At 64.5% G+C, this 26861-nt stretch carries 32 protein-coding genes; 15 read left to right on the top strand and 17 right to left on the bottom strand.

Translation table 11 applies throughout. From position 1 onward, the window contains the following. Positions 1-363 precede the first annotated feature (363 nt). Positions 364-1299: a recombinase gene (locus tag BTO20_RS20090; RefSeq protein ID WP_157680262.1), complete on the bottom strand. Its 936-nt coding sequence runs from the start codon at positions 1297-1299 to the stop codon at positions 364-366. A gap of 26 nt (positions 1300-1325) precedes the next feature. Next, positions 1326-2465, bottom strand: coding sequence for a tyrosine-type recombinase/integrase (locus tag BTO20_RS20095; protein WP_087077976.1), 1140 nt, complete (start codon positions 2463-2465; stop codon positions 1326-1328). Positions 2466-2805: 340 nt separating this feature from the next. Between BTO20_RS20095 and BTO20_RS20100 the strand changes: the two genes are divergently transcribed. Beyond that, positions 2806-3777 carry a GNAT family N-acetyltransferase gene (locus tag BTO20_RS20100; RefSeq protein ID WP_157680263.1) on the top strand — a complete coding sequence of 324 codons (972 nt, stop codon included), beginning with the start codon at positions 2806-2808 and terminating at the stop codon, positions 3775-3777. Positions 3778-3844: 67 nt separating this feature from the next. Here the strand turns inward: BTO20_RS20100 and BTO20_RS20105 are convergent, their stop codons facing one another. Further along, positions 3845-4468 (bottom strand): metallophosphoesterase family protein, encoded by a 624-nt coding sequence (locus BTO20_RS20105; RefSeq protein ID WP_232490780.1) that lies wholly within the window; start codon positions 4466-4468, stop codon positions 3845-3847. 193 nt (positions 4469-4661) lie between these two features. On the opposite strand from BTO20_RS20105, the gene BTO20_RS39415 reads away from it, so the two are divergent. The 4 genes from BTO20_RS39415 (at position 4662) to BTO20_RS20120 (ending at position 10719) form a co-directional block, all read left to right on the top strand. Then, positions 4662-4832: a hypothetical protein gene (locus BTO20_RS39415; RefSeq protein WP_157680264.1), complete on the top strand. Its 171-nt coding sequence runs from the start codon at positions 4662-4664 to the stop codon at positions 4830-4832. Positions 4833-4839: 7 nt separating this feature from the next. Beyond that, positions 4840-5862: a hypothetical protein gene (locus BTO20_RS20110; protein ID WP_157680265.1), complete on the top strand. Its 1023-nt coding sequence runs from the start codon at positions 4840-4842 to the stop codon at positions 5860-5862. A gap of 364 nt (positions 5863-6226) precedes the next feature. Continuing rightward, complete coding sequence (locus BTO20_RS20115) at positions 6227-8182, top strand: site-specific DNA-methyltransferase (protein WP_232490781.1); 1956 nt, start codon at positions 6227-6229, stop codon at positions 8180-8182. After that, complete coding sequence (locus BTO20_RS20120; protein WP_087077980.1) at positions 8179-10719, top strand: DEAD/DEAH box helicase; 2541 nt, start codon at positions 8179-8181, stop codon at positions 10717-10719. The genes BTO20_RS20115 and BTO20_RS20120 overlap by 4 nt, the downstream gene beginning before the upstream one ends. 332 nt (positions 10720-11051) lie before the next feature. On the opposite strand, the gene BTO20_RS20125 is transcribed toward BTO20_RS20120, so the two are convergent. Then, complete coding sequence (locus BTO20_RS20125; RefSeq protein ID WP_198343995.1) at positions 11052-11249, bottom strand: hypothetical protein; 198 nt, start codon at positions 11247-11249, stop codon at positions 11052-11054. A gap of 437 nt (positions 11250-11686) precedes the next feature. Here BTO20_RS20125 and BTO20_RS40590 point away from each other — a divergent pair, with 437 nt between their 5' ends. The 3 genes from BTO20_RS40590 to BTO20_RS20140 all read left to right on the top strand — a co-directional run bounded on the left by BTO20_RS40590 (position 11687) and on the right by BTO20_RS20140 (position 13292). After that, positions 11687-12121: a helix-turn-helix domain-containing protein gene (locus BTO20_RS40590; protein ID WP_232490782.1), complete on the top strand. Its 435-nt coding sequence runs from the start codon at positions 11687-11689 to the stop codon at positions 12119-12121. A gap of 29 nt (positions 12122-12150) precedes the next feature. Further along, on the top strand, positions 12151-12720 hold the full coding sequence (locus BTO20_RS20135) for a PIN domain-containing protein (protein ID WP_087077982.1): 570 nt from the start codon (positions 12151-12153) through the stop codon (positions 12718-12720). 62 nt (positions 12721-12782) lie between these two features. Further along, a complete protein-coding gene (locus BTO20_RS20140) occupies positions 12783-13292 on the top strand; it encodes a hypothetical protein (protein WP_087077983.1) in 510 nt (169 codons plus the stop codon). 100 nt (positions 13293-13392) lie between these two features. On the opposite strand, the gene BTO20_RS20145 is transcribed toward BTO20_RS20140, so the two are convergent. The 11 genes from BTO20_RS20145 to BTO20_RS20195 form a co-directional block, all read right to left on the bottom strand. Continuing rightward, complete coding sequence (locus BTO20_RS20145; RefSeq protein WP_198343996.1) at positions 13393-14244, bottom strand: pentapeptide repeat-containing protein; 852 nt, start codon at positions 14242-14244, stop codon at positions 13393-13395. Between the two features lie 283 nt (positions 14245-14527). Continuing rightward, positions 14528-14851 (bottom strand): hypothetical protein, encoded by a 324-nt coding sequence (locus BTO20_RS20150; RefSeq protein WP_087077985.1) that lies wholly within the window; start codon positions 14849-14851, stop codon positions 14528-14530. Between the two features lie 102 nt (positions 14852-14953). Then, positions 14954-15475 carry a hypothetical protein gene (locus tag BTO20_RS20155; protein WP_157680267.1) on the bottom strand — a complete coding sequence of 174 codons (522 nt, stop codon included), beginning with the start codon at positions 15473-15475 and terminating at the stop codon, positions 14954-14956. A gap of 133 nt (positions 15476-15608) precedes the next feature. Continuing rightward, entirely contained in the window at positions 15609-16088 is a 480-nt protein-coding gene (locus BTO20_RS20160; RefSeq protein ID WP_087077987.1) for a DUF6985 domain-containing protein, read from the bottom strand. A 104-nt stretch (positions 16089-16192) separates the two neighbouring features. Beyond that, on the bottom strand, positions 16193-16666 hold the full coding sequence (locus BTO20_RS20165; RefSeq protein WP_087077988.1) for a DUF6985 domain-containing protein: 474 nt from the start codon (positions 16664-16666) through the stop codon (positions 16193-16195). A gap of 217 nt (positions 16667-16883) precedes the next feature. Further along, the gene (locus BTO20_RS20170; protein WP_087082399.1) at positions 16884-17312 is read right to left on the bottom strand and encodes an immunity protein YezG family protein; all 429 of its coding nucleotides are present in this window, start codon (positions 17310-17312) and stop codon (positions 16884-16886) included. Positions 17313-17364: 52 nt separating this feature from the next. Continuing rightward, entirely contained in the window at positions 17365-18018 is a 654-nt protein-coding gene (locus tag BTO20_RS20175; protein ID WP_232490783.1) for a GAD-like domain-containing protein, read from the bottom strand. A gap of 55 nt (positions 18019-18073) precedes the next feature. Continuing rightward, the gene (locus BTO20_RS20180) at positions 18074-18457 is read right to left on the bottom strand and encodes an immunity protein Imm33 domain-containing protein (RefSeq protein ID WP_232490784.1); all 384 of its coding nucleotides are present in this window, start codon (positions 18455-18457) and stop codon (positions 18074-18076) included. A 6-nt stretch (positions 18458-18463) separates the two neighbouring features. Next, positions 18464-18982, bottom strand: coding sequence for a hypothetical protein (locus tag BTO20_RS20185; RefSeq protein ID WP_087077989.1), 519 nt, complete (start codon positions 18980-18982; stop codon positions 18464-18466). A 25-nt stretch (positions 18983-19007) separates the two neighbouring features. After that, on the bottom strand, positions 19008-21089 hold the full coding sequence (locus BTO20_RS20190) for a GH-E family nuclease (protein WP_087077990.1): 2082 nt from the start codon (positions 21087-21089) through the stop codon (positions 19008-19010). Further along, positions 21086-21346 carry a hypothetical protein gene (locus BTO20_RS20195; protein WP_087077991.1) on the bottom strand — a complete coding sequence of 87 codons (261 nt, stop codon included), beginning with the start codon at positions 21344-21346 and terminating at the stop codon, positions 21086-21088. The genes BTO20_RS20190 and BTO20_RS20195 overlap by 4 nt, the downstream gene beginning before the upstream one ends. 423 nt (positions 21347-21769) lie before the next feature. Here BTO20_RS20195 and BTO20_RS20200 point away from each other — a divergent pair, with 423 nt between their 5' ends. From BTO20_RS20200 to BTO20_RS39420, 4 genes are all read left to right on the top strand, one after another. Then, on the top strand, positions 21770-21976 hold the full coding sequence (locus tag BTO20_RS20200) for a hypothetical protein (RefSeq protein WP_087082405.1): 207 nt from the start codon (positions 21770-21772) through the stop codon (positions 21974-21976). 143 nt (positions 21977-22119) lie between these two features. Next, entirely contained in the window at positions 22120-22338 is a 219-nt protein-coding gene (locus tag BTO20_RS20205; protein WP_157680268.1) for a hypothetical protein, read from the top strand. Positions 22339-22352: 14 nt separating this feature from the next. Further along, entirely contained in the window at positions 22353-22643 is a 291-nt protein-coding gene (locus BTO20_RS20210) for a hypothetical protein (RefSeq protein WP_087077993.1), read from the top strand. 252 nt (positions 22644-22895) lie between these two features. Continuing rightward, positions 22896-23054: a hypothetical protein gene (locus tag BTO20_RS39420; RefSeq protein ID WP_157680269.1), complete on the top strand. Its 159-nt coding sequence runs from the start codon at positions 22896-22898 to the stop codon at positions 23052-23054. 23 nt (positions 23055-23077) lie between these two features. Here BTO20_RS39420 and BTO20_RS39425 read toward each other — a convergent pair whose 3' ends face one another. Continuing rightward, a complete protein-coding gene (locus BTO20_RS39425) occupies positions 23078-23320 on the bottom strand; it encodes a hypothetical protein (RefSeq protein WP_157680270.1) in 243 nt (80 codons plus the stop codon). Positions 23321-23374: 54 nt separating this feature from the next. Here BTO20_RS39425 and BTO20_RS39430 point away from each other — a divergent pair, with 54 nt between their 5' ends. From BTO20_RS39430 to BTO20_RS20225, 3 genes are all read left to right on the top strand, one after another. After that, entirely contained in the window at positions 23375-23620 is a 246-nt protein-coding gene (locus BTO20_RS39430) for a hypothetical protein (protein ID WP_157680271.1), read from the top strand. A 177-nt stretch (positions 23621-23797) separates the two neighbouring features. Then, entirely contained in the window at positions 23798-24142 is a 345-nt protein-coding gene (locus tag BTO20_RS20220; protein WP_087077995.1) for a hypothetical protein, read from the top strand. Continuing rightward, positions 24139-24387, top strand: coding sequence for a hypothetical protein (locus tag BTO20_RS20225; RefSeq protein WP_087077996.1), 249 nt, complete (start codon positions 24139-24141; stop codon positions 24385-24387). Before BTO20_RS20220 ends, BTO20_RS20225 begins: the two co-directional genes overlap by 4 nt. A 90-nt stretch (positions 24388-24477) precedes the next feature. Here BTO20_RS20225 and BTO20_RS20230 read toward each other — a convergent pair whose 3' ends face one another. Continuing rightward, complete coding sequence (locus BTO20_RS20230; RefSeq protein WP_087077997.1) at positions 24478-25782, bottom strand: WGR domain-containing protein; 1305 nt, start codon at positions 25780-25782, stop codon at positions 24478-24480. Positions 25783-26861: the final 1079 nt, after the last annotated feature.

The following is a 26861-nucleotide window of genomic DNA, read 5'->3' on the forward strand; positions in this document are numbered from 1 at the left end:
TACAGGGTGGACAGACCCGTGTGGGTTCACTTCCAGACTCTGTTCCCCGACCTCGGTAAACGCCTGACGGGAGTCCCGATGTGGTTGAGAAGCGGCGGTCTCCGGATCGAACCGTGGCAGCGAGGCCGACAGGTGGCCTGGATGCGCCGGTTTCGATGGCGGCTGGTTGGCCGCAGTCGCCGTTCCCGTCTCCAGCGGGAACGGCATATCGAAACTCAACATGCAGCTGTGGCTGGAGCCGGCACAGTTCAGCGCTACGCCGCCCCCGGGATGGGTTGAGCCGCAGGAACACAGGACGTGACAGCAGCTCTGCTGTCACGGCCAACGCACATTGCCCCAGCCCACCAGGACCACGCACCAGCGTCAGTCACTGAGAAGATTCAGGAGGTCAGCCAGGATCCGATCAGCCTTCGCCTCGATGTCGTCGAGGGCGGCGCTCACGCCGCTGAGTTTCTGAGCCGCGCGGTAACGAGCGGCGACCCCGCGCGAGAACATCGAAGGGTCCAATTCTGGAACCTGCGGCGGTTCTGGTGCCTCGTCTTCTGGATCCAGCGTCGGTGTGGGTCGGTTAACCGGACGGTGCGAGACAGGCGCGCCCGCCAGATGAGTGGCAACGATGTGAGCGATCGACGGCGCGCTCAGTGGAACATCCAGAATCGGAGTCGCGCCCCATCTGTCGACGGGGGTCACGAGCGGCAGCGACGGCGGAGCTTCCCCTGTAGCGGGTACCGATTCGCCTCGAAAGAAGGCCGCCAGAAACCGAGGATTGGACAGGCGGTGCTGAATGCTCCTGATCCGCGCCCAGTTCCGGTGAATGTCAACTGCTGAGACCCCAAGATGCACCAGATCATCCGGGGTGGAAAGCGTTCCACCGTTCTCGTCCCGGACAAGGATCCGGTGTCCGGACTGGTCGCTGCACACATCGCCGATCCGCAGTGCTTCCATTCTCGTCGCGGGCAACCCCGCAGCTGCCAGAACAAGTAGAAGTGCGTCCCGGCTGGCGAACAGCGCTGTCGGCCAGCCTTCGTCCGGCAGTCTGGTGATGGCTCCGGCCGCAGCGATGGCACGTTCCCGCAATCGGCCGCGGCGGCGGTCATATATCAATTGGCGCACCGCCTCGCCCCGTCCAGGCGTGGGCAGGCCCGCGCGTGCGTGAATCGCGTTGACCACTCCTACGCGGCGGCGCTGGGTGGCTTGACTGGCTGGGGTGGCGGCGACGAACTGCGCCAGGGTCAACGGATCTGTCGGCAGCGAGGCACGTCCCGAGGCGGCGCACCAGTCGCAGAACAGCTGCCACACGGCGCGTTCACGCGGCCCGGTCCCAGTCATAGCCCAAGGGACGTGACAGCGTTGCCGATCAGCGGAGCTTCTTCGCGGGCGTAGCGCTCAACCATTGCTGGGCTCCGGTGTTGTGTCTGGCGCATGATCGCGTGAGCGTCAGCGCCGTTGCGGAAGGCCTGCGTCACGAATCCAGCACGCAGGCTGTGCGCCCCGAGCCTGGTGACCGCCGCCGCGGAGTATCCGGCCCGCTCAGCTCGCCGGCGGATCGCGGCATGCACCGCGGCGCCAGACATAGGCGCCGTCGACAGGTTGGCAGTGCGCCCCACCGTACGGAAAATCGCTCGGCTCGAATCGATCCCGGGGACAGTTCGACCTCGGCACAGGTGCTCGCTCAGCACGCCGCCATCGTCAGAGACCAGCGCAATCACCGCGGGGCGTCCTCCCCTGTCGAAGGCTGCAACTACCTGTGCCCACCGCGCGTACGCACACGGAGGGCAACGGTCAGGCAACTCGGCACGCGGCAGTGCGTGCACGGTTCCAAGTCCTTCTTGATCGGTTTTGGACCGCCGGATGTGGATGTGGATCCCATCGAGCGGATGTAACTCGACGTCTGATCCCCGCAGGTCAACCAGCTCGCTACGCCGAAACGCACCGGCGAATCCCATCAGCAGGAGCGCCGAGTCGCGCCGCTCCGCTACTGCGTCGGCCCAGCTGCTGACTTGGTCGCGGGCGGCGGCGACAATCGCGAGCACATCATCGGTGAGCAGCGGCGCCCGCGGCTTGCGGGGACGGTCCCCAGCGGCGGCATATTCGCGCCGTATGCCCGCCAGGGTGGTCCGCACCATCTCATGGTGGGTGGGCGCGAACTCTATTCCGCTCCGGCGATGTCGGTCGGTGATCGCCGCCACCCACTTGATCAAGGTCGTTGGCGCATAGGCACGTTGGCCGTCGGAGGTCAACGTGTCGGCAGCATCCACCAGGTACGCGGCCACCACCGCGGGGTGTGCTGGCAGCGCCTGATGTCCCTGCGCGGCACACCAGCGTTCGAACCTGCTCCAGGAACTGTCGTAGGTTCGGCGGGTTCCTGGCGACTGGGCACCGGAGGCGGCGCGCAGGATCCGTTCGCGCACACCACGGTCCAGCCCGGCCGCGAGGCCGGGATCGGGGACAGCCGGTGTGGACACGGCCGCAGCCTAACCTCGCCGATCGACAGGTTGCCAGACGTACCTGCGCAATTCAGCGCTGGTTGACGGTTCGTGAGCCCGGGTAACTGGTGGTTTCGCTGTCAAAACCCGCTGTGACCGAGTGCCGCGTTGGAGGCGTTGACAGCCTCGATCGAAGCGCATCCAATCCTCCCCGATGTCGTGTTAGGGGTGGGACTTTGCCGCTGCGGGCCAGCAGCGCGGGCACAGGGCGCGGCTGGGCAGACGCCACATGGCTGCGCGTTCAGAATGTGCTTCGTCCCATCCACCGACACCTCGGCGTTGGCGCGCGTTGTCATCGGCGCCTGCTAAGCATGGATCTGTGGGGACAACATTCCAGGTGCGCGAGGCATCTCCAGGTGACAACGAGCGGGCGATCGGGCTGATCGAACGGTATGTCGGTATCGATTATCCGTGGCCAGAGCGGTTGGGCTCCGGGTCGAGCGCCCACGAGTGGCTTTCTCTGGTGGCGACCGACAGCCACGGCGCCGTGTGTGGCGTGATCGGTGTTGGCCAGCCCACGGCTAAAAACCTGCACGTCCTACACCAGAAAGGGGGGCCGGCCTTCGATCCGGCAAAGGTCCCTTGGTGGAAGATCTATGTTCTAGCCGTAGATGAGGGCCATCGCGGCAGTGGAATTGGACGAGCCCTGCTAGATGCGACTGTCCGCCGGCTGCCACGCAAATACGTTGGCCTGTACGGCAACGTCGAGCTGAATCGCACGGACTCCATTCAGTGGTATCGGCGTCAGGGGTTCTACATCAGCCCGATGTCCGGGCTAACACGCACGCAGCGTCCCCAGGACACCGACACGGTCGGTGTCGCCCCCTCGGAAGGTGAGGTGATCTTCCGCGGCTACCGCCAAACTCTCGAGGACCATCTCGCAGGTCGAGCACCTGCAGAGTGGGAACGGCGTATCGCGACGGCTGAGTTCATCCGCCAGAACAAGCAGCGCGAGAAGGCGGCGCCGGACCTCGGATATCGGCTTTATGCACGGCGGATCGCTGAAAACGCTGATGCCCAAAGCTGTGTGCATGCCAGCATGGGACCCCGCAACCTCTCGGTGTTCGGCTGGGACCCCGACCATATGCGTGTCTGTTGGGAGTGCGTAGGCCCGCACACCCAGGACATCAAGGGCTACGACGCTGACACCCTTTGCGACGGATGCGGTCGACACGACCGCGACACCCGGGTTTCTTGGGCGACCGATGACGACCATCTGCTTGTAGTGTTCGCCGGCCTGTGCCTGCCGTGTCGACGTGGTGATGTCCCAGGAGTGACCACGAAATCGTAAGTACCGTCGACGCCTGACGCGCAGAGTCGAGGGCACCGTCAGTGCCTCGTGCAGGTTGCGTCGTTGTCTACGCTGAGCTGCCGTGCAGGTCCACGACCGCGTGTCCATGCACGTAGATCACGTCAGTGATGCCGTGGCGGCTGGATGGCGGTTTGTCGTAGGTGTGTCCGTGCAGTAGCCATCGGGGCTGGTGCCGGTCCACCCATCGGCGCAGTGCGGCGATCCCCTCATGTGCGGCGTCTTGGTCGTCGTTGATCCCGGCGGGTGGGCAATGGGTGATCACCAGTTCGGCGGCCGGCAATGGGTCGATCGCCGCGGCGTACTCACGCTGAGTGAACAGCACGTCGTGTCGGTCGGGCTTGTAGCGCACGCATCCCTGCACAGCCAGCACGGTGAGCGGGCGGTGGCCTGCAAGCGTGAGGGTCGTATGCCGGGCCGGTAGACGGCGGTCTGCGATCAGGTCGACGATCCCGTGACCGGGCATATAGTCCTGCGTGCAGTGGTTTCCGTAGACTCCCAATCTCACCGGGGCGCCGCTGCGGACCATCACCTCGGCGTGCGCCGTCGAGTAGTCACCGAGGGAAAGCAACGCGTCCGGCCGGTGCCGATCAACCAGCGGCGCAAGGTCGTAACGTCCGTCTGGATCCTCTGGCCATGTGTGCGCCGAGTCGGCGACGACGAGCAGACGCATGCCCCGCATGCTAGAGAGCGGGGAGCGTTCCGAGTGTGTGCGGCGCGGCTCCTTCTACTTCCGCATCGCGCCGTGCGCCCGCACATCGTTCGCAGCGGCGAAAATGCGCACTATGGCTGATCAGATCCCGGATTTCATCCGTCCCGGCGCCGTGGTTGAGTGGGACACCTAGTGCGGTACGGCAGTCGCGTTGGTGACGTTCGTGGGTCAGTTCCACGTCGCTGTCCGCAGCCCCGACGGGGTCACGGACTCTCTTGACGCCTCGGCGCATTCCACGCTGGCCGAACGGGTGAAGCATCTGCGCCCGAGCACCCGGGAGTTCGTCGACAAGAACCCTGGCTACACGCCAGCATTGTGGGATTGAGGCAGTGATGAAGTTCCTCGACAGCCTGCGCCGTTCGCCCTCCCCTGCTGTGGTCCTGCCGCCACTGCACATGCCGATCAGGTCTTGCGACCACTTCACGTCCGCGCCGCTCGATCCGATCCCGCTCGGCGTCGACACCGCGACCGACGACACTCTCCATTGGGATCCCTCCGGCCCCGGTGATCATCTCTTGATCGTGAACACCACGGGTGGTGGAGGCACCGCGGCTGCCCGAAACGTAGTGGAGCAGTGTCGAACCCGCGGATGGCAGGTGATCGCCGCGGACGGAAAGTACGACTTGTACGGGCTGGACAGCGCTGCGAACATCTCGTTCCTTGGCCGCCCGGGCGATGGGTTCGCTGACCCGGCTTGGGCGCAATGCATGGCCGCGGTCGTGATCGCCCACCGCCTGTTCACCGCGCGCAGCGCCGCCGCTAGACGGGGCGAACGCGTTCCAAACAGCCCGGTTCTGCTGGTGCTGACCGAGTTCGGCGGCATGGTGCAGCAATGGCACAACCAGCTGCCGAATCACGACGTGCGCGAGCTGCTCGACCTCATCGACGAGGTGCGGCGCGGGGGCGGGGCGGTTCGGTGTCACGTCCTGATGCTGCCGGGGTCAGGACACCGCTGGCAGGCGCCCCGCGGCTGGGGTCGGCTGTGCACGCAGATGTTTCTCGGGGATCTGTGCGCGCGTGATGCGGTGCCGTACACCGACACTCCCGTGTTGAAGATGGGACGTGGCCAACGTGCCGGCCGCGGCGCGCTGGTGGTGCCGGGCGAGGATGGTGGCCGGATTCGCGCGATTCGGGGGTTCTACACCTATGCGCCCGGATCGAAGCTCGACGGCGACGGCCGAACCACAGGTGTTGCTGAACAGTGGGAGGCGTTCAAGGCCGCGGTGTCCGACACCACCCCGGCGCTGCACCCGCGGCTGCGACTGGATCCGATCGCTGCAGGGTTCCCGGACATCGCGGCCTGCCTGTGGAGCGAGCTGCGGCGGCTGCCTCTGGCCACCGTGCCGGTCAGTTGAGCACGCATCCCGCGAATACGCGAAATACGACGCGGTTCGTAAGGAAGCCGAGCGAATCGAAGCGGACAACGAACACCTTCGTGCGATCGAGCAGGCCACCCGCCAGGCGATCGAGGAGCGCCCCGCGGATTAGTGCACCGTCCCGCCCCGCCCAGACCCTCAGCCGGGATCACAGCGGCGGCAAGTTGCGCCGATTGTGTGGAGTTTCTGTTCCGCATCGAAGCGGTCACCGGAGCGTGACAAACCAGAGAAACCGGGAGCGGCTGGACGCCTCGGACGCCACGCCGCCTAGTCTTTCGAGGACTAGTGAACGCGGTGCTGGAGGGGCGGCTAGATGGTAGACGAGACCAACGTCCTCGACCAGTTGATCGGGCGGATCCAAGACGAGTCTCTGCGCAACCGACTCGCCAGCGAGGTTGAACTCCTGCGTGGCTCACGGCGGTTCGGACTGGTCTTCGACCGGCACCTTCCGGAGTCGGTTCGCCTGACCGATCACCCGATCCGCAAGGGCATCCGCGTGGCGCTGCGCGACGAGTCCACCGCCGAGACGTGGACCGTCGATCGGTTCACCGACCGTACCCGCAAGGTCGCCGTGCTTAGTGGCGACGGCGGTGAGCGGCCAGTTGCTGAGCTCGTTGTTGTTCGAGAGTTCGGGGAGCCGATCTATCCAGGCCTGCAATCGGTCCAACGGATCCCTAACGGACCCGCAGAAGCCCCGTGGCATGTCGTGATCAACGGGGAGAACTTTCATGTGTTGCAGGCGCTGCGCTCCACGCATCGCGAGAAGGTCGACCTAATCTACATTGACCCGCCGTACAACACCGGCAACGACGGCTGGATCTACAACGACCGGTACGTCGACCAGAGCGACCGAGCGAAATCATCGAAGTGGCTGTCGTTCCTCGAGCGCCGATTGCGCATCGCCCGGGACTTGTTGAAGCCGACCGGCGTGATCATCGCTGCGATCGGCGACGATGAACACCACCGGTTACGGATGTTGCTGGACCAAACATTCGGTGACCACAACTTCATCATGAATGTCGCCTGGCAAGGCGGCGTTTCCGCCCTGAGCCGACATCACGGTGGCGGACTCGACTACATGCTCATTTACGGGCGCGACGCGACGAAGGTCGGCCAGTTCTTAGACCCTAAGCCGCTCGCCCCGCAAATGCTCAAGGTCGCGAAAGATGCGGTTGGGGAAGGTAAGACAGCCGACGAAGCTCAAAAGATCCTGCGGGAGTTCATCAAGACTGAGGGAAAGGATCTACCTCCCGGTGTTCGCCGGTTCAACTGTGTCGATGACGACGGCGAAGTGTTCTTGGAGGGTGATCTGGTGAACTCGATGTACCGCCCGAATCTGCGGTACGCCATCACTGATCCGGCGACCGGCAAGACCTACCAGCCACCGACTAACGGATGGAAGGTGGGCAAGGAGATGATGGCGAAGATGATTGAGTCCAATCGCGTCATCTTCGACGGCGATCGGATCCCCACGCGAAAGAGGCTCTTACGAGAGCAGCTTCTGTCTCTGGTTAGTCCATCGTTCTACCGCGACCGACGCACAGCATCGAACCGCCTCACCGCGCAGCTCGGCTCTAAGAGGTTCCCTTTCCCAAAAGACCATGAAGTTCTGATGCGATGGTTCCGTATGGCCGCATCGCGCGATGCGGTGGTTCTCGACTTTTTTGGAGGCTCCGGATCAACGACCGAGGCGGTGATGCGGCTAAATGCTGAGGACGGAGGCAACCGGCAGTCGATCCTCGTCACCAACAACGAGGTCGGAGCCGCGGACGCTAAGAAATTCCGGTCAGAGGGAGTGCACCCGGGTGACGAGCAGTGGGCGGCGCGCGGCGTTTTCGAGTACGTCTGCCGCCCGCGGATTTCGACCGTGGTCACCGGCAAGCGCCCGGACGGGTCGGTGTACTCCGACGGGATTGCTGCGAACGTCGAGATGTTCGACCTCACGTACCTCGATCCGTCAGCGGTGCGCCGCGGGCAGGAGTTCACATCCGTCGCCCCGCTGTTCTGGCTCGAAGGGGGTGCCCGCGGCGAACGGATCGAAGCCGTGCCGGATGAAGGATGGGCGGTCACCGATGCGTACGGCGTGCTGTTCGACATCGATGCGCTCACCGGGTTTGCCGCTGTGGTAGCCGATGCCGCGATCGCCGGTCGCGCACCGGCCGTGCTGTTCATCATCACCGATTCCCCCGCCGAGTACCAGCAGGCCGTAGAGCGCCTACCGGTGGGAATTGACGCGGTCCAGCTGTACGAGGATTACCTGTCGAACTACACGATCAACACCGTCGGTGATGCGCGGTGAAGTTCGCGCTGGAGCCCTATCAGGGCAGGGCCGTCGAGTCGGTGCTTGCCAACCTGGCCAAAGCCCGCGCCGGCTACGAGGACGACGGTGAACGCACAGCTGTCGGGCTCACAGCCCCAACTGGAGCGGGCAAGACGGTCATCGCCACCGCGGTGCTCGAAGGTCTGTACAAAGGCACCCCGACAAGGGCCGCCAACGCAAACATGACCGTGCTTTGGATCACTGACGATCGCTCGCTCAACGCGCAGACGATCAGCAAGATCCACCAGGCGTCCGGCGGCGGGATTGACTTGAACCGAATCCGGTATCTCGGGGAGGAGGACCACCGAACCCTCGCGCCGGGTTTCATCTACTTCGTGCACATCCAGGCGATGCAGAAGAACTCGACGTTGCACGCCACCCGGCCCGACGGCACCCACAACGACCGCCGTACGTACGGCGGCTGGGAGATGATCGCCAACACCGTGCGCGAGCGTGGCGGGGACTTCCTGGTGATCTGGGATGAGGCGCACCGCGGCTCGGGCACCAAGGGCATGGAGCGAAAGTCGATTGCCGGCACCATCGTCGGCGGTGGCGTCACAAACATCGGGACCATCCAACCGCCCGCGCCGGTAGTTCTGGGCATCTCAGCGACACCGGATCGGTTCCTGGCGGCGATGGACGCCGCGGATCGAACCATGCGGCCGGTCGAGGTGAAGGCGGGTGATGTCCGAGAGTCCGGGCTGCTCAAAGACCGTATTCTGCTGCGCAGCGTCGGCGAGTCGCAGACCGCGGACAACACGATGCTGGGGCTCGCAGTGGAGGATCTGAGGAGCGCCGACGCCGCCTGGCGGACGCACCACGAGACGACAGGCGACCGTTTGGTGGAGCCGTTGTTGGTCGTGCAGGTCGAGCCGAAGGTGACCGAAGCGCGGCTCGTGGAGATTCTGTCGGTGATCGAGTCCGCGTGGTCGGAGCTGTCCGACTACGCGGTCGCCCACGCGTTCGGTGATCCGCATGGTCCGCTCAAGGTCGGTGACCGGACTGTGCGTTACCTGCCGCCGGAGGCGATCTCCGGGGACGACCGAGCGAGGGTGGTGCTGTTCAAGTCGGCACTCACCACCGGGTGGGACTGCCCACGCGCCGAGGTATTGGTGTCGTTCCAGGGCAAGGACTCGTACACCGAGATCGCTCAGTTGATCGGCCGGCTGGTTCGGACGCCATTGGCGAAGCGGGTCGATGGCGCTGACCGGCTGAACGAGGTGGCCGCGTATCTGCCAGGCTTCCGCACCGAGCATGTGGCCCGGGTCGTGAACGCGCTCACCGAGGACGAGACCGTCGAGGTCGACATCGTGGTGGCACCGGTGATGTGCGGGCGGTCCTCGAAGGTGCCGTCCGAGGTGTTCGACCTGTTGGACACCGTGCCCTCGTACACACGGCAGCGGGCGACGTTCAGCTCCCGCACGGCGCAACTGCTGCGTCTGGCCGCGGCGCTCACCGAGCACGGCCTCGTGGCCCAGGGTTCGGCGAAGGCGAAGCAGTGGATCGTCGACCAGATGCGGGCGGCGGACGGCCAGCGGAGCAACGAGATCGATGCGAAGGTCACAGACATCATGTCGTTGACCGTCAGCACCACCATGGTCGCCTACGGCGAGACACTCATGCAGAGCGTCGGCAAAGCAGCCATCGCAACCAACGAGCGAGACTTGGACGGGTACTTCCGCCACGCCCAGCGGATCCTGCCGGAAGGTTCGGCGAGCTGGTACTTCAACGAGCTCTGCAACGACGGCGAGGATGAGATCGACGCCGCTGCGCGGTTGACAGCCATGGCCGAACTGGGCTTCAAGGAGCTCATCGAGACGCAGGCCACCGCGCTAATCAGCACCTGGCGCGAGCAGCACCGGTCGGAGGTGTCGCGACGTCCACGCCACATACGGGATCAGATCGAGTCGCTCTGGCATCTCGGGGGAATGCCGATGCTGCCCACGACCGTCGAGGTCCGCGACGTCTACCCGGCCGCAACCGAAAAAGTGCGTGGACAGACCACTGAGCCGATCACTGCCTACCCGTATCACCTATACGTGGTCCCTGACGGCAAGCCGAACACCGGCGGGTTTCCGGTGGACACCTCTCGGTCGTCCTGGGAGACCGACGTGCTTGAGTCGGAACTCAAGGTGGACACTCTCGTCGGCTGGTACAGGAATCCGTCGTCGGGCAAGCACGCACTCGCAGTGCCGTACAAGTTCGGCGACAAGTATCAGCTAATGCACCCGGACTTCTTGTTCTTCCACGATGACGCAGACGGAGAGTTCGTCATGGACATAGTGGATCCGCACCGCTACGACCTCGCGGACACCTCGGCGAAGTGGTCGGCACTCGCACGTTACGCACAGGACCACTCCGACCGTGTCCGACGGTGTCTGGCCATCATCAGGGTCGGAGGCTCACTGCGGGCGCTCGATTTGAAGATGGACGGCATCGATGAGCGGTTGTTGGGTGCGACGAACGGCATCCTGATCGAGGCGCTGTTCGCCGCGGAGGGTATGGCGTACCCGTGACGCGATGGACGTCACGTCCTGTAAGCGTCCCGTGATTTCCGCGTGCACGCCCCAATATAGTTGGGGCACAACGTGATCAGTCCGTCACCAGGTAGCCGGCCGCTGCAAAACCTCGGCATGGTCAGCGCACCCGTCACGTCCTTGCAGCTGGCGCTGGCCATCACGACGGAGATCAGTCCAGGCATCGCTTGTCTGTCCGGGCGCGCGTGATCACCTGCATTCGTCCGCCCCGCAGGATCAACAGGTCGGCAACTCTCCACATCGCCGGGTCGACCGCCTCGGATAGCGCTGGTGGCACCTCCTCGGAACGGCCCAGCGCAAGGTTCGTGCGTTTAGCGGGTTGAGACCTGCGCCGGCCGCTGCGGTGGCGGGTCGTCGGACATAGCAACGGGAAGGCCGGCGAACGCGAGTGCGACCAGCAGCAGGACGCCGATAGCGGTGGCCACCTCGTCGCCGTGTCGCCGACCGACAATCAGAAAGCAGACGGCGATCCCGGCCGCGAGGATGAGGAGGAGTGCGAACATGCTCATGGCCGGGATCATTGCACGCATCTAGGACACGGTGACCAGTGTCTATTTCCGTTCCCGGGTACCAACCTTGAGCGTCCACCAGCCCCTCACCGCGGTCGACCGGTCGCTACTCCCCCACGTCGTGCACCGAAAACGCGCTCACCAGCGCTTTCCCTGGACTCGCTGCGGGAATGCAAATTCTCGTCGGTCACCGCCGATAAACCGCGAGTGACTGTGCTCCGGTCCGGGATCGACGCCGGAACCGCGTCCGTCGGCTCCGGTCCCGGCACGCACCGAGCGGCACTGCGTGCCCCATAGTGGCTGGTCAGAAGTATGTCACGTCCTATTCCCGGGTAGGGACCGGAATGTTGAACGGATGGTCGGTGTTCTGCATGGCGACGGGGTTGCACTTACAAGTGACACCCCCTAGCCTGGTTAAAGGATGAAGGAGGTGCACCGTGACCGCTACGTTGCAGCGCTCGATTGTGGTCGAGCAGCAGGCGGTTGAGCAGGCCAAAGAGGCTGAGCGGCGGATCGAACACTCCGATGCGCTCGCAGTCCTGCCCGTCAGCGGCAAGCCGATCAAGCTTCCCCGTGAACTGGCTGACCTACTGGGCCAGATCATCTCTACGGTTTCGGCCGGAGGCACGGTCACCGTGGGCATGCTCCCCGCAGAGCTGACCACGACTGAAGCTGCAGGACAGCTGGGGGTGTCGCGGACGACGCTGATGAAAATGATCCGGCGCGGCGACATCGAAGCACACAGAGTCGGCAGCCACGCACGTCTGCACGCCGAGGATGTCCAAAAGTTCCGTGAGCGTAGACGCGCTCAGCAGCTGGAAGCTCTGTCTGCGCTCCGGGATCTCGATGAGGAAATGGGCCTGGACACTTAGCAGTTCAGGCCTGCAGTACGGTTCCACCTATGCCCGTGGCACGTGTGCTGATCGATGCCAACGTGATCTATTCGAGGACGCTGCTCGACTGGGTCAGCATGCTTAGCGTCTACGGGAACATGTACGAGGTCGTGTGGACCGAGGATGTGCTTGCGGAGGCGAGATATCACCTCCGCAAGGACAAACCCGAGATCTCTGACGGGTACTTGACGGCGCGGTTCGACCGCATCCGCAAGCTCTTCTCTGACGGCCGGATCGACGGCTTTGAGATCACCAACCGCGATCACCCGGATCGCCACGATTGGCATGTCGTGAATGCAGCCGCCTCTGGCGGTGTCGGCTACCTCGTGACTGACGATGCCAAGTTTGAGCGCCTGGCAGGAAACGATGACCTCGAGTTCGAGACGCACACCGCCGACACTTTCTTGACTCTGGTCGACGACTCTTCGCCGGGACTGGTCCGGCGGGTAACCGCCGAACAGCATGCGTATTGGAGCGCCAAACCCGGGCACCAGCCGCTTCCTTACGCTCTCAGCCTGGCCGGAGCACCGGTGTTCGCAGACAGGGTCCAGCAGCGGCTTCAAGAGCTGTTCGGATAGCGAGCGACGACATACACCCGCACCGTGGACGCCTCAGTCTGCGCTCCCGCGGCAGGCTCGCGGTGAGCACGTTCAGTAGTTCTGTCGCCGCTGCCGCCGAAGGCACCCCATACAAGGTGACGCCCACCAAACGGGGATTCGACGTCGAACTCGACATCGTCAATGCGCATTGGTGGGAGCTGTTTGACCGCGCCGGTCTGCAGTCGAGTTTTCGCTGGCGGGTGCGCGAGCATGCGTCGTACTACACGATCACCGATCGCCAGGTGCGGATGAAATGGTCGGCCGGAGTCCCCCGGTTCGCATTCTCGTGGGAGATGCAGGGCGGCAGGATCTTCGCGTTCACCCGGGAGAAGATCTGGGCGCTCTCGGACCGCGGGCGGATCGAGCCGGTCGTCGACTATCGCTTCAACTCGCGCGAGGGCCGTGATCTGATCCGGATGGTTGCCCGCCGTCAGGGGCTCAAGGAACGCCAGCCGTGGTCGGTCAACCTCGCCCTCGGCCTCATGCTGATCACCCCCGCATTCTTCGCTGTCTACGGACTCGTTCAGCTGATCACGCACGCAGTCGGTTGACCGGACTGTGGCGGAACGTACCCGCGCCGGCACGCCCAGCGTGACGCGTACCGAGGCTCCTGCCGAACAGGCTGCTGTCGAGCGGACCGCCCGGGCGGTATTACACGCGATCCGCGACGCTGGACAGCACGGGGTGGCTGAAGATCGCGCCATCCAGGCGAATTCTGGATAGCTGGACATCGTCGAGGACGACGTCCGTCAGGTTGGCACCCCGCAGATCCACATCCGCCAGCACTGCACCGCGGAGGACCGCGCCGGTCAGATTCGCGAATCGAAGATCGGTGACATTGTCCGGGGCGGCGACGATTTCTGCGCGCTCGAGATTGGCGAACGCGAGATTGGCTCCAACTAGGTCGGCGTTGACCATGTTGGTCCTTGATAGGTCCGCATTGACGAACACTGTCCCGCGCGCCGTGATCTTACGGAGGACGGCCCCGAGCAGATTCGCCTTGGTGGCGTTGGCTGCGCTAAGGGTTGCGCCCGACAGGTTGGCGCCGTCGGCGTTGAGCCCGATGAGGTCCGCTCCGCTGAGGTCTGCGCGGGCCAAGGCTGCGCTCTCGGTGACGTGAGCGGCGATTAGTCGGGCTCCGATAAGGGTGGCGCCGGCGAAGATTGATCCCACGATCCTGGCGCCGGCCAGGTCTGCGCCGGCGAGATAGCAACCCTCGAAATCCGCGCTGCTTAGAACCGCCCGTCGCAGATCCGCGCCAACATAGTCGACCTTGCGAAGGAAACGTGGGAGCAGCAACTGCATTGGCTCATAGAATGCTGGGGCGGCATCGGGGAAAGCTGTTGGGTCGCGCAACGCGTCGCAGCACAGGGTGACCGCGTCCTTGGCGTAGCGGGGGCTGGGGTCGTCAGAAAGACTGAAAAGCAGCTCGATGCCGCGTTCCCAGGCTTGCCGGTCGGGCGAGTTCAGAGCATCGGTGATCTGGTCGATGAGGCTACGCATGTGGTTCCTCTGGCGATAGGGGTCGGGGTGGTGGTCAGGCCGCCGCGGGGACATGAAAGTTCGGTGCCGTCAAGGCTTCCCATGTGCCCATCGTGGCAGTGACGGCCGACAAACCTGCGCAACTTAGACACCACGCACCAGGCGCGTCGCCCACACCTGGCGCGGGCCTGTGGTGTGGGGGACGCGCTCGTACTGCGGACGATCAGTCCCACGATTCCCAGCGGCGCCATCCCAGATCTGCCCGTCGCAGCATGGGCAGCCGGCACAGGTGACCGCCGAATCTTCAGTCGCCGATGCGGTTCCAGATCCTGCCTCGGCCGATACCCACGGCCTCGGCGTGCTTCGCGAAGTCCAGCGGCGAGTCCGGGAACCGCTGCGCGATCGCCGCGATGAGATCGTCACCGAGCGCTTCCCGAAGTTGTGCCGTCTGGTCGGCGGTGAACGTCTCAGTCGCCTCGTACTCGGACGTTCCGAAGAACTCCTGCACTCCCGGTCCGAGGTCATGCGTCGTGATCACCAGCGCGCCAGCATCGTTCAGGTGAGCAGCGCTGTGACGGCGGGTTCCGTCATCGTCGATCGCGTTCTCGAACACGTGTTGATCGGGCATCTGACTACCTCATCTCCTCCCGCGGGCACGACCCGGAACTCGTGCCATGCCCGAATCATGGCACGGCGGTGTGGCGGGTAGCGCGGGTACACGTGGATCGGTCTACGCCCAGTTGCGAACGTCGGCGCAGTGCCGGAGGAAGCCGAGCGGAACAGTCGGTTGCAGCACGGATGGCTTCCACCCTGTCGCCTCCTGCACGAAACCACCCTTGTCGCCCCGGTCGGGCCGCCACCGCTTGTCGGCGACCGGGAGGCGGTTCCAGTTGATCGGTCCGCCGTCGGCCGTCGACGTCGGCGGATCGAATCTCGCGTCGTACCGGCTGGTGTTTTCGGCGCCGTGGTCACCGAAGGCCGGCGCACCCGTGAGAAACCCGGATCCCTCAACGAACCAGCTGATCGTGACGAGGCCGTAGGGGCTCGCACCACGCCTCTGCAGGTACCTGTCCCACTCCTGGAACAGGTCGTAGGCCGAGGTCTCGTCTGGTGTGTGTTCGTCGGAGATCGGGTCGCAGTCGGCCTCCCATCGCCACCACAGGGGGAAGTCGGAGCGGGTGTATCCGGTGTCCAGTGACACGACGTTCCAGCGGTTCTCGGCTTCGGTGTACGTGCTGCTCTCATCGCTCATGTCCACATCCTCTCGCGGCGACCGGGGATGTGACCACCGTCGCCTGGATCGACGCATCCTTCCCTTGAGCTGATGAACGGCCGCGAGTTCGGGTTCCTCGACGCGAAGCTCGGGAGCGTGGCGCCGCACCGGATTACAGCACGATGTTCTGCGGCCCGACCTCGGCGACGGCCTCGTTGACGAACTTGACCGCCAGCCCAAGCTCGACGTCCCACGAGCAGTTGTACGTGAGCGCAACCACGCGGTCAGTCGAGCCGCGGCGCGGGAGCGGAACCTGGAAGAAGTCCGGTGTCACCAGATCTGACAGGCCTTCCATGCCGTCGATGATCGGCATGAGTCGGTCCGCATCGTCACCGAACTGCTCCCGCAGCTCCGGCTGGCGCCGGAGGTACTCGGCGTACAGGGCATCGTCGGCCTGCGCGCAGAGCTCGGCCCTGCGCGCAGAGAACTGCTCTACAGCGTCACGCTGGACAGGCTCTACCCGATCGGCTTCATCCCAGCCCCCAAGGGCCATGCGTACGGTCACCTCCCGTCCAACAAACAGGATCGTGTAGGTGCCCTCCCAGCCTCCGGGCTCGCTGTATGCGATCGCTCCAAGCACGGTGTCGGTCACGGTCCGACCCCCTCCGGTCCGTGAGGGAGTCGAACAACGCGCGCCCCTCGGCCGGTGCCTCGCCCTGCTGGACGAGGCACGACGGTTCGGCAGTCATACGGCACCTACAGCACGATGTCCTGCGGACCAACCTCAACGATCTTCTCGTTGACGAGCTTCACAGCAAGTCCATGGCTAGGATCCCATGTGCAATTCGACAGCAAGCCAATGACTCTATCGTCTGACACCACAGGCTCGCGGACGAAGAACGCTGTAGGAGTGACTAACTGGGCCAGGCTCGATTTGTCCGCGAGAACCGGCATGAGCGTATCGGCGCTGTCACCGAACTGCGCGCGCAGTTCCGGTAGACGCTCGTTGTAATAGGCGAAAATAGCGTCATCGGCCTGGTTTGACAGGTCGATCTTATGCTCGGTGTACAGCCGCACCGCTTCGCGCTGAATCGGATCGACGGGCTCACCCTCGTCGCCACCGAGTTCCATCGGCACCGTCACGTCCTTGCCGAGAAATGGGTACGAGTAGACACCCGCCCACCCGACGGAACTGCTGAAAACGATCTCTCCCAGTATCGGGTCGATCACGGTACATCGCCTCCTATCGGGGGAACTGCCCCTCTGTTGAGCTCACCGATGCCACCGACGTGACCTAGCCGGTCATTGGCTATCGATGGTCGTCTTCGTCGTACTCTTCGAGCGGCGGGCGCGGCTTGCGCATCACCACCACCGCCCGGATCACGCAGCCGATCAGCGCCGCGACGACCGCCAAGAAGAGCAGCCGTCCCCGCCGTGTAGGCCATGGTCAGGAACTCCGTGGATACCAGTCGGGAATCTGGTCGGCGGGGCGAGGATACTTCTCCAAGTCTGCGATGTACGTCTCGTCTGCGGGCTGCACCGTCCAGTCGGGCCGGGCGTCGTAGTTGTAGTCGAATGCGCACTTGCCGTCCGGCGTCGCCGTCAAGGTGGCCGACAGCCAAGCCCCTCGGCCCTGAGTGGCCATCAACTCCCGCAGGTTCTTGAACGCCATGATCATGTTGATCGGCGACTTCACTATCTCCGACGTCCCGGCGCTGTTGGTGAGGGTTACCTGGGACTCGGCGACCGTGTTGGCCTTGCGGTACTCGATGGTGCAGTTCTCCCAGCCTCCGCGTGGAAGGGCCTCGAACAACGCGCGCACGACGGCGGTCTGCGCGTCGCCCAGCTGCACCAGGTACGGCGGTTCCTCGGTCACGCGATTGAACCAGTCACCACGTCGCTGTCCCTTCATCTTCGAGCGGTGGCCGTTACGCAACCACGTACCAGTCGTCGCCTATGACCGATCTCAGCAGCGCCATGTGGACATGAATCTGGAACGGGTGGGTGGCCTCCACAATCGCAGCGCCGCCGACCAGTAGACCCGGCGCGAACCTGTACACCTCGTCGAACCGCAAGTCTCCGAGGTGCTGGTGGGTCCGTTCGAACATGGGCTCCTCGTTCTTGTCGAAGAACTCGAACCGCTCCATGCTCGACGCACCGAAGAACGACAGCATCGCCCGCTCGAAGCCAGTAGGGGTGAGCATTCTCGCCGGCGGTTTGACGAACAGGACTCCACGTACCGGATCAACGATGAGCGAGATCCCGTACCCGGGCGTCCAGAACCAGACCTTCCCGAAAGCGCTTCGGACGAACGGGATGTACTGCGCGTCCGCGCCCAGCCGCGGGTGCTGAACTCTATCGAGGAGGACCTCCTCGGTGGTCACCTTCCACTCGATCGGATCGACCAGCCAGGCTGTCCCGTTCCCGAATCCGGAGAACCCGAACTCCTGCCAGTAGGAGATCAGGCAGTCCGGGACGAGTCCGGTGTAGGCCGTAACGTGCTCGTCAGTGCACGCGGGACCGGGGATCGAGAACGGAAGCTTCGTGAGGAACAGTTCGAAATCTTCGTCAGCCACCGTCACCCCACGGCCGCGCACACCGCGTCGCCCACCCGGCACTCGCACGGGCCACGGCGGATCAGCATTCTCCAGGCCGTGCACGGAACTGCGGTGGCACGTAGAGGTTCTCGGTCGGAATCTGTCGCCCGGTCGGAATGTCGAAAATACGAATGCCCGACTCGTCACGCACGACTTCGAGGTCGGAACCCACCTCGAAGTCCCAAATGCCTACAAGCGCGGGTTCGATGTAGCAGACGTCGTTATAGTCCACGATCTGCCAACTTTCGCGCTCATTCAGATACTCCGACGTGTCGATTTCGCTCATGATTCGCCAGCCGTTGTCGACACCGGTCTGCGACGGCCTCCGCCACATCCAGCGCACCCTGCCCCGCCGTTCCATCACATTCGTGGTAGCAAGGCAGGCCCCGGCCTTCGGGATGAACTCGATGTACTCGCCCCTCACGGTGCTCTACGCCTCGTTTCGAGTGGACTCGTACGCTGACACCCTTTCGCGCAACAGCGGCAGGTTCCACGCCGAGTTGAAGATCAAGTCGCGCAAGTACCGGCTCGACAGATCAAGATTCGGCTGGTCGAAGATCACGTCGTAGAACGGCACGCAGGCCGTTTCAGGTGACGGCCCGTGCTGGATCAGCACGGCCAACGGCGGACCGAACCGCTTCGAGAAGAGGTTGATGTCGGCTCCGCCATCGATGAGGCGACGGAGCATAGGGGCCTCGAATGAGGTGTCATGTGTTCGCTGATCGAACAACACGTGAAGGACGTTGATGCCCTCCGACGCCACCGATGGATCCGCTCCGTCATCGAGAAGTCGCATGGTGATCGCCACCCGCGCCTCCACATCTCTGTTGGCCACCGACTTGAACAGCAGGGGCCTCCCGCCCGACCAGAGACGTTTTGCGTCGTCAGGGGAGTACTCCTCGAGGAACTCGTCGTAGGTCGCCCTCTGCGCAGCGTAAAGGAGGCTCATTGTCCGCTACGTCCACTCTTCTCGCTCACGGTCCCTCGTCAATGTGGGATCTGTTCCGGTAGGGATCTTGCACTCGGAAATTGTTCGGATCGCGATTGATGTTCCAGAACTCCTCGTAACTTAGTTCGCCCCTCAGATAGGCATCCCTGGTAAGACGGTACTCCTCGCCAGGGGGGTGCCCCATGTCCCACAGCCCTTTTCGAGGGTCGCCGGGCTGCCACTCGATGAGCCGATGACCGTTCTCGACTGTCCAGCCGTCGCCAATGGGACCATTGGGATGAAGGAGAACCCACTGCTGGTTCTGTCCCGGAGCCGGAAGATCCAGCCGGCCGCCGCTGATCTGATCGAGTTGTTCGTCGCGCGAGATGTGCCAGGTGTCCTCGACTTGGCCAGGCCCGAACGGCGGTCTGCCGCCGTTCGCGTACGGCAGGCGATCACCGTTGACGTCGTATCCGTAGCTACCGGGTTCCCCATGCGGCGGTAGCGGTCGAGGAGGTGGCTCGGTTACATCGGAAGGCGCGCGATGCTCTGCCGGTGGGTCCGGATTGTGGTGAACGGGAGGCAGATCCGGAGTGTGGTGAACGGGAGGCAGATCCGGAGTGTGCGGAACAACCGGCACCACGCCACGTTCCAGCACGCCTGCCTCGGGCAGCGCACCACGTTCCAACGCACCCAGCTCGGGCAACACCGACTTGCCCAGCAACCCCTCCGCACCCAGAGGTGCCGTGGCGGCCATAGCGGTGGCGTCGAACATCTTGTCGCCGGCGTACTTACCCGGGTTGTCGATCATCTCCGGTATGTCGTCCACGACCCCGTTGACCGCACCCCACGGTCCCAGCGGCCCCATCGGATCGCGCAGGTGCAGCGGATCCTTCATATGGTTTTCGACGGCCGATTCCCCGAGCTGTTGCCATGACTCGGCGACGCCGGGGTGGCCCTCCCCTCCGGTGCCGGTAAGGTTCTGCAGCGTCTCCACCGTGGAGTCGAGCCGGTTGTAGAACTGGTCATGAGCTTCGTTGACGAAGTTGTTGAATTTGTCCCCGAGCTTCTCGCCGAGGCTGCGAGTGTCGGCGGGCGCGGGACCCGGCGTGGTGTCCGGCTTGGCCGGGGTGTGAGCAGCTGAGTCCGCGAGCGCGGCGTTCACCCGCTGCGCATCGGCCACCATGGCATTGACCTGCGACTCGATCTGGTCGGGCGGTACGCCCTGCTGCCGTAAGAGGTTCCGGGCCTGCGTCTTGAACTGTTCGACTGCCTGCGGGCTTATCGCCGGCGCCGCGGTGGGCTTCGGTTCTGCCCCGGCGGCCGGAGGATCGTTGGCACCCAACAAGTCTCCCAGGTCGCCGCCGACGTCCCCGGTGGTGGCGGGAGGCTTCTCGCCGGGTTTCAGCCCCGACTTCTTCGCCGCGTCCTCCACTGACTTCGGTACCGCGAACGGACCAATCTGACCGGTCGCCTGCTCCGCAGGTTTGTCACCCGCCTCGTCTTTGCGGTCCTCGTCCGGCTTGTCCTGGACCACCTTGTTGTCGACGAGTCGCACGGTGGGCTCGCCGTCACGTCCCTCACCTTCGCCCTCGAACCGGATGCCCTCCAGCTCACCGGCCTTCTTCTGCAGCCGTCCCTCCGCGAACATGACGGTCTGGCCGAGCCGCTCGGCGTACCAGCGGATGTCTTCGGCGTGCTCGGTGGCGGCCCTGTTCCGCTCGACGATCGTGTTGATGTCGTAGCGGCGGGCGTCGGTCACCTTGAGGTGTTCGCTGACCGTGAACCCGTCGTCCTCGGCTGTGGTGATCGCGGCCACCACCTCGCGCTGCGCGGCGTTGATGTCGGTGACGGCGTCCTCGGCGATGCCGGCGGCTTCGCGCACGACTCCGTTCTGGTTGCCGGCCACCACACCGTCAGCGGTCGCACGATCCAACGCCGCGTCCTTGGCATCACCCTCCCAGGTGGTTCCGCCCGGGGAGGCGATGTTCTGGCGGTGCCGGTCGAACACTTCGTCGGACTGGTCGGCGGCGGTGCGCCACCGTGCTGCGGCGTCGGAGAAGTCGACCGTGGTGAGGTCCTCGATCTCCGAACGTATGGTGAATCGGCCGGCGGGGGCAGCGCTCACACGCTCACCGTGGTGATGGCGTCGCCGCTGTCTCCGTCGGTGGTGTCGTAGCGGGCACCACCGGTGGACAGGTCGCCGGCCTGGCCGCTGATCCGGTGGGCCTGGCGTCGGCGTAGCGAGGACAGCGCCGCGTCCATCGCGGCGATGCCGACGTTGCTGGACGTCCCGCCTTCGCCGGCCAGTGCAGCGGTAGCGACATCGCTGTCGGCGGCTGCGATGCGCAGGCCGTCAGAGTTCACATTCAGTTTGTTTGCCATGCCAATCCCCCAACCGGCGAACACCTGGTCGTGAGGCTACCTCACGATTGCTGGGGGACGTGACAATGTTCGGCAACTACGATTTGCGCAGCTTGAGTGGCTGAAACGCCCAGTCTGTCGAGGCTCACCAGGAGCGCGCCACCGGACACAGCGAACCCGGCGACGAGCTTCCAGGGTTCGTGTCCCGGATCCCGGAGAGCATCGGCACCACCCGACCCGTACCGAGGTACGGGTTCGTTCGTTGGTCCGGATGAACTTCTGGCGTCGGCGGCGGCGCGGTTGATCCATCGACGGAACGTGACTGCAGCTATCGGGGGTCGAGCGACCCGGAGCAGATCCGCTCGTGGTGACAGTCGCGCCGCGCACGTTCGATTCCCCGAAACCCCACCAACATCCGCACCGTCCCCGGATGAAGGAATGCACATGGCAGTGAACGTGTGGAACTTGAAGGTAGGCGACAAGGTGCGCGAGAAAGGCAAGGCCTACGACCTGGCCGTGTCGTTCATCTCCCCACCCATGTCGGGCGGTCGCGCAGAACAACACGGTCCGCGCATCACCGCGCATATCCGCCCGGGTGGATACAGCGTCGACTTCGACGCTCAGACCGCTGACCGGTTCGACAACCTGTAGCCCGCCGGCCCCGTCGACGAATCCGAGCGCCCGTCGTGCGCTTCCGAACTCTCCCCTGTGCCGGAGACAGGTCCTTTCGGCTGGAGATGGGCGCACGACGGGCTCGAGTACACACCTTCCCCCAATAGGACTGAGGAGAACTGATGATGCGTAAGAAGACCGTGTTCGACCTGTGCGAGAGCCACGCCAGCCTAGGCGGCGGCCGTCGCACCGCAGAGATTGTCTGCGAAGGCGGGCCCGCCTACGGATCGCCGTGCACGCCGCGGCCGTGCCGGATCCTGCCCGGCTCGGACGACTTCGCGGAGTCGGCGACCGATGAGGTGGCTGCCGAGTGGGTCCGCGACTGGGCCATCAACCGGTAGACCAGGAGCAATCGATGCACGCCACCGTCACCGTCGTCTCGGACACCGAGCACGATCCGTACACCTGCTACTGGGCCGAACTCCGCGACGTTCACGCCGTGGACGCGGCGAACTACTTCATCGGCTCCGACAACTGGACGCAGGTCGAAGAAGAGCCGGAACCTGAGGCGCACCCGCACTCCGCGTCGGTCGAACGCGACGGGCACCCTCCGCTGCACTTCATCGCTGCGGACCCCACAGTCGCGGACACGGCCTCCGATGCGCTCGTGAAGATCCTCGGGCGCGGCCCCGACAGCGTCCACTGAACTTCCCCCAACCCACGGAGACCACCGTGCCCGTCAACACCCAGACCCTGATCGACTGTCGCGTCGTCGGCGCGTCAGGGAACTGCGTTGCGCATATACGCCCGTCTCGCACCGCGTCCGCCAATTGAGTCGGTGTGACTTGGCGGCCCGGGGTGGTGCCAACTTCGCTGGGGATGGCTCCGACGCTGATTTCGCGCGGGCGGGTCCAAAACTCGGTGGAACCGATCGCGGCCGGGGTGCGTCCAACTGGTTGTGGACGAATACGCGGAGGATCTCACTGGGCCGCAGTTGCCACCCGAGGTGGAGGAGTACCTGGCTGGAGAACGCGAATGGCACAGGCTGCTGCGCAGGACCAGGGCTGTGACGCCGGAGGAGGCCGCCGAGATGCTGATGCCGCGGGCGGGGCAGTGACCCGTTACCGGTACGCCGGCCGGCTACGGACCTGGGTGTTCTCTGGCAACCCGACGCCCTTCCGCGCCAAGGCCCGTAGCACCCGACTGCCCGACGCCCAGCGGTAGTGCCGCCGAGCTATGTGCCAGCGCAACCGGGATGACAGCGTTCGGGTACAGCCGTATCCGAACACCGTCGAGCAACTCGCAGATTGTGCCGCTGTCGTTGCCGTACATGGCCGTGACGCCACGCGGGCCGACGATCACGCCGGGAATCTCGCCGCTCACTTCGCACCGCGCCCCACAACCGATGCCGGACGCATCTCTACGACGATGCCGCCCATGGCCGATATCACCGCGCGCTCGCTGGAACTGTTTCTCGATTACGCCCGCGACGCCGACAACTGGGGCGGGACCCCGCTCGTAGGCGGCAATGTCGGCGGTTCACGGGAGGACAACGGCAACCTCACGCAACTCAAGCAGGCCGGGCTGGTCACCACGTTCAACCATGATCCGGGCGACACGTGGATCAGGTTCACCGAGGCTGGCAGAGCGTTGGCCGCAGAACACGGCGTCGAGATGGTCTGAGGCCGGTTTTCCGCAACGTATTCGTCCCCGTGCCCCAGCCCTCGCCATGTGCGACACCGGGAGAATCGGTCATGTGGGCCCCACGCGCACACCTGCGAGGACACAGATCGATCGCGTCACAGCGCAAGATCGCGCCCCGGACTGTGACGGTCGTCATCGGCGGGAAACATCCCGGCCGTGAAGTGGATTGAAGCGACCCAAACCGTCGAATTGACGCAGCGCAACGTGACTGCCCTCGCCGATAAGCTCGACGACCCGCTGTCCTGCCGGACCCTGGTCACGGACTGTCGCCGGATCGCCGTCTGCTCCATCGAGGACTCCGACTGCACCGTCAGGGACAAGGCAGCCGCGGCTTCCATCGGGATCGTGCGACTAACCAGGTCCGATCTGGCGGCGCTGGCTTCCCCGGGCGCAGCAGTGGCCGCGGCGGGTGTGACCGTGGTCGCCGTCCAGGACAAGGATCACTACAGCGACCGCGCTCCCGGGACTGTCTACATGCCGAGCACTGAGGAGTACCGATGAGCCGGACGTACGACCGCAGCGAGGTTCCCGATCTGTCCGAAATCGGCGGGCACTGGGACCCGCGTCAACCCGAGTACCACCAGACCCCGGGAGGTTTCGTCTCCCCCGGCCGGCTCGTGGCTCGGATTCCGGGTCGAGATTGGCCCAGTTCCCCCGAAGAGTGCACGGCGGGGCTCCGCGATGCGGAGTGGATCCTGGGCGGTCGGGTCCTGATCTGCACCGGATGTGGACTCGATGGCACATGATCGCGTCTTTTGTCCGCCACGCTCTCAGCCGGTCGCGAAGGGCAACACGGGGCGTATTTCCTCCGGACTGATACGCCTACCATGGCGTGCTCATTGGAACTCGCACAGATGGGTGAGCTTGATCTGATCGGTGCGCCAAACGATCATCTCGTTGTTGAGCACACCGCAGTGGCCGCCGCGGATGTAGAGCGAGTCGAACTTGCGGCCTTTATCGTCGGTGCCGGTGCGGGATCTGCGTACCAAATCAGACCCGTATGAGCCCGCAGTGGAGCGGCATTCCCGGCCCATCACCACGTCGGCGAGGAACATCAGAGGATTGCCCTGTCCACCACGACCCCGCTGCCCAGGGGCACTGCCGATCGCGTAGTTGAGGCTTTTCGTTGACTGGTCGGAGAAGTAGACACCGTCGCCAAACATGCGGCCGGTCGTGTTGTAGGCACCTGCCGTCGCCGGTGGGCAGATCAAGCCGGTACGCAAGATCGAGAGCACATTCCCCGTGGTGGTTCCGTGCCACAACTCACGCGTGTGTTTGAGCGAGTCCTTACGGGCGTCCCAGGCTGCGCCATCGCCGTCGACGAGAGCCCACACACGGCGCAGTTTGAGCCGATTCGCGGCGTGCATGGAGTTGCGAGAATGATCGAACTTCGCTGCAATGCGTGCGAAATCCTCATCCCCCGTTCCCAGTTCGGTCATCGTGTGACGGAACGGGATTGCCACATTCTCAGCCTCGTCGTCGTCGGCAGCCGCGGTTGACATGACGACCGCCGATTCCAACGCGTCAAGTAGGTCGTCCTGCTGTCGGCACCATGTGGACGTCACCCAGTCCGTCTCGCGAACGTTGGCGATTTTCTGCGGGATCAACGTCAGGTACCTCTCCACTGCCCAGCGGTCGTATCCGGAACGCAACTGGGCGAGTGCTGACCGCGCCGCGGTGATTTGGTCAAGCGACACGGGTCCCAGTGCGGTAGTCACCGATCCGCTGTCGCTGACCGTGATTCGGCCACCGGTGGCGCTGTCGATAGCGTGCCTGTTGTAGCGGACCAGCTGGTCCAGCAGCTCGGCTGACGCCGATGGCACGGCACCGGGGAACAGACCGGCAGCGACGTGGCGACGCAACGCGCCGTTTGCTGCGTGAGGTTTGCACGCCCGGGTGGAGGCTCCGTCGAACACGGTGTAGCCCTTGCGCAGCTTCTCATCGAGCTTGGCCCGGAAACTGCCGTGTCCGGGGTAGGTGCGGGCCTGGGCATTGCCAGCGCCGATGCGGCCCCACCGTGCCAGTGTCGATCCGTCAGGCATCCTCGACAGCTCGTAGAACTTGTTGTTGTTGCCGGCCGCGTTGACCTGGATCAAGGTCACGGTCTCGACTGCATTGGTGGGCGTCGTGGCGGTGGTCATGTTCTTCTCCCCGTCTGGTTATCTCTAAAATAGAGATTAGAGGACAGGTGTGACAAGCAGTCGCACACGACCGCCAACGCGGCTTGGTCGTGGCATTGGCAATCTGATGAGTCGGCGAGTGAAGCGTCCGATTAACGGCACTCGTGACGGCAGCTGCGTCACGAGTGCTGCACCGATACGACCGGCCGCCGCGTCACCTGACGCAGTGACTTGACGCGGCTGAGCGCATTGCAGACGGACTCGTGACGCAGCTGCGTGATGCAGTACTGCATCACGCGCACACGGAAAACGTTCCGCGAAGCTGTACCGCGTCACACGGTTCATGACGCACCGCTTCTGCATTGGTGACGCAATCACCGCGGGCACCGATGCGTCAGCGTGACGCAAAGCAGTTCTTCTGGCGCCCCGGAGTTTCGTGGCTACCAAACAGCTGCGGAGAAAGGCGCCAGCGCCCAGCTGCGCCACCGATCGATGGATGTGGAAACCGGCCGGGGTGTCGCATGCTGTCGCGAAAACCGGTAGGTCGGATGTGCGGATACTCCCCCCGCCGGCCACCCAGGGCGCGACGGCAGCTGGCGACTTCAACGGAGACTGCGAGCATTTAGCAACGTGATCATTGAGGGACGTGACAGCTCGCCATCGGTCCGCGCCAACCGCTGCCGCAGGTGCAGATACAACCCCGGCTAGTCAAGGACGTCCCGCGAGCCGGCGACCTACATGCGCCCATCAGTCGGCGCGGAATTCGAGCCGCAACGGGTGCGCCTCCGCTCCGCTGATCCCGCCGTGCGCGAGCACGTCGGCGGTTGGTTCGCAGCGGATGGGTAGGGGCAGTCAGCCGCCGCCAAAGACTTTGAGGGAAGCCGTATCTGGTGTCGTATCGGCATTTGTATCTACCTGTGTAGGTATCGCTGTATCGACCTCTGTAGCGAAGTCCGTAGTGTGCGCTGTAGCGCGGCCTGTAGCGCGGAGCCGTCTTCGAACAAATACTCCTCACGCATGCGCGTTACGACATCGTGCGGCCTATAGGAGGCTCGCATCAGCCGGCCGACGATGCGAAAGGCCTGTAGCACTGTCGCTTA

The sequence above is a fragment of the Mycobacterium dioxanotrophicus genome (assembly GCF_002157835.1).
Taxonomy (GTDB): domain Bacteria; phylum Actinomycetota; class Actinomycetes; order Mycobacteriales; family Mycobacteriaceae; genus Mycobacterium; species Mycobacterium dioxanotrophicus.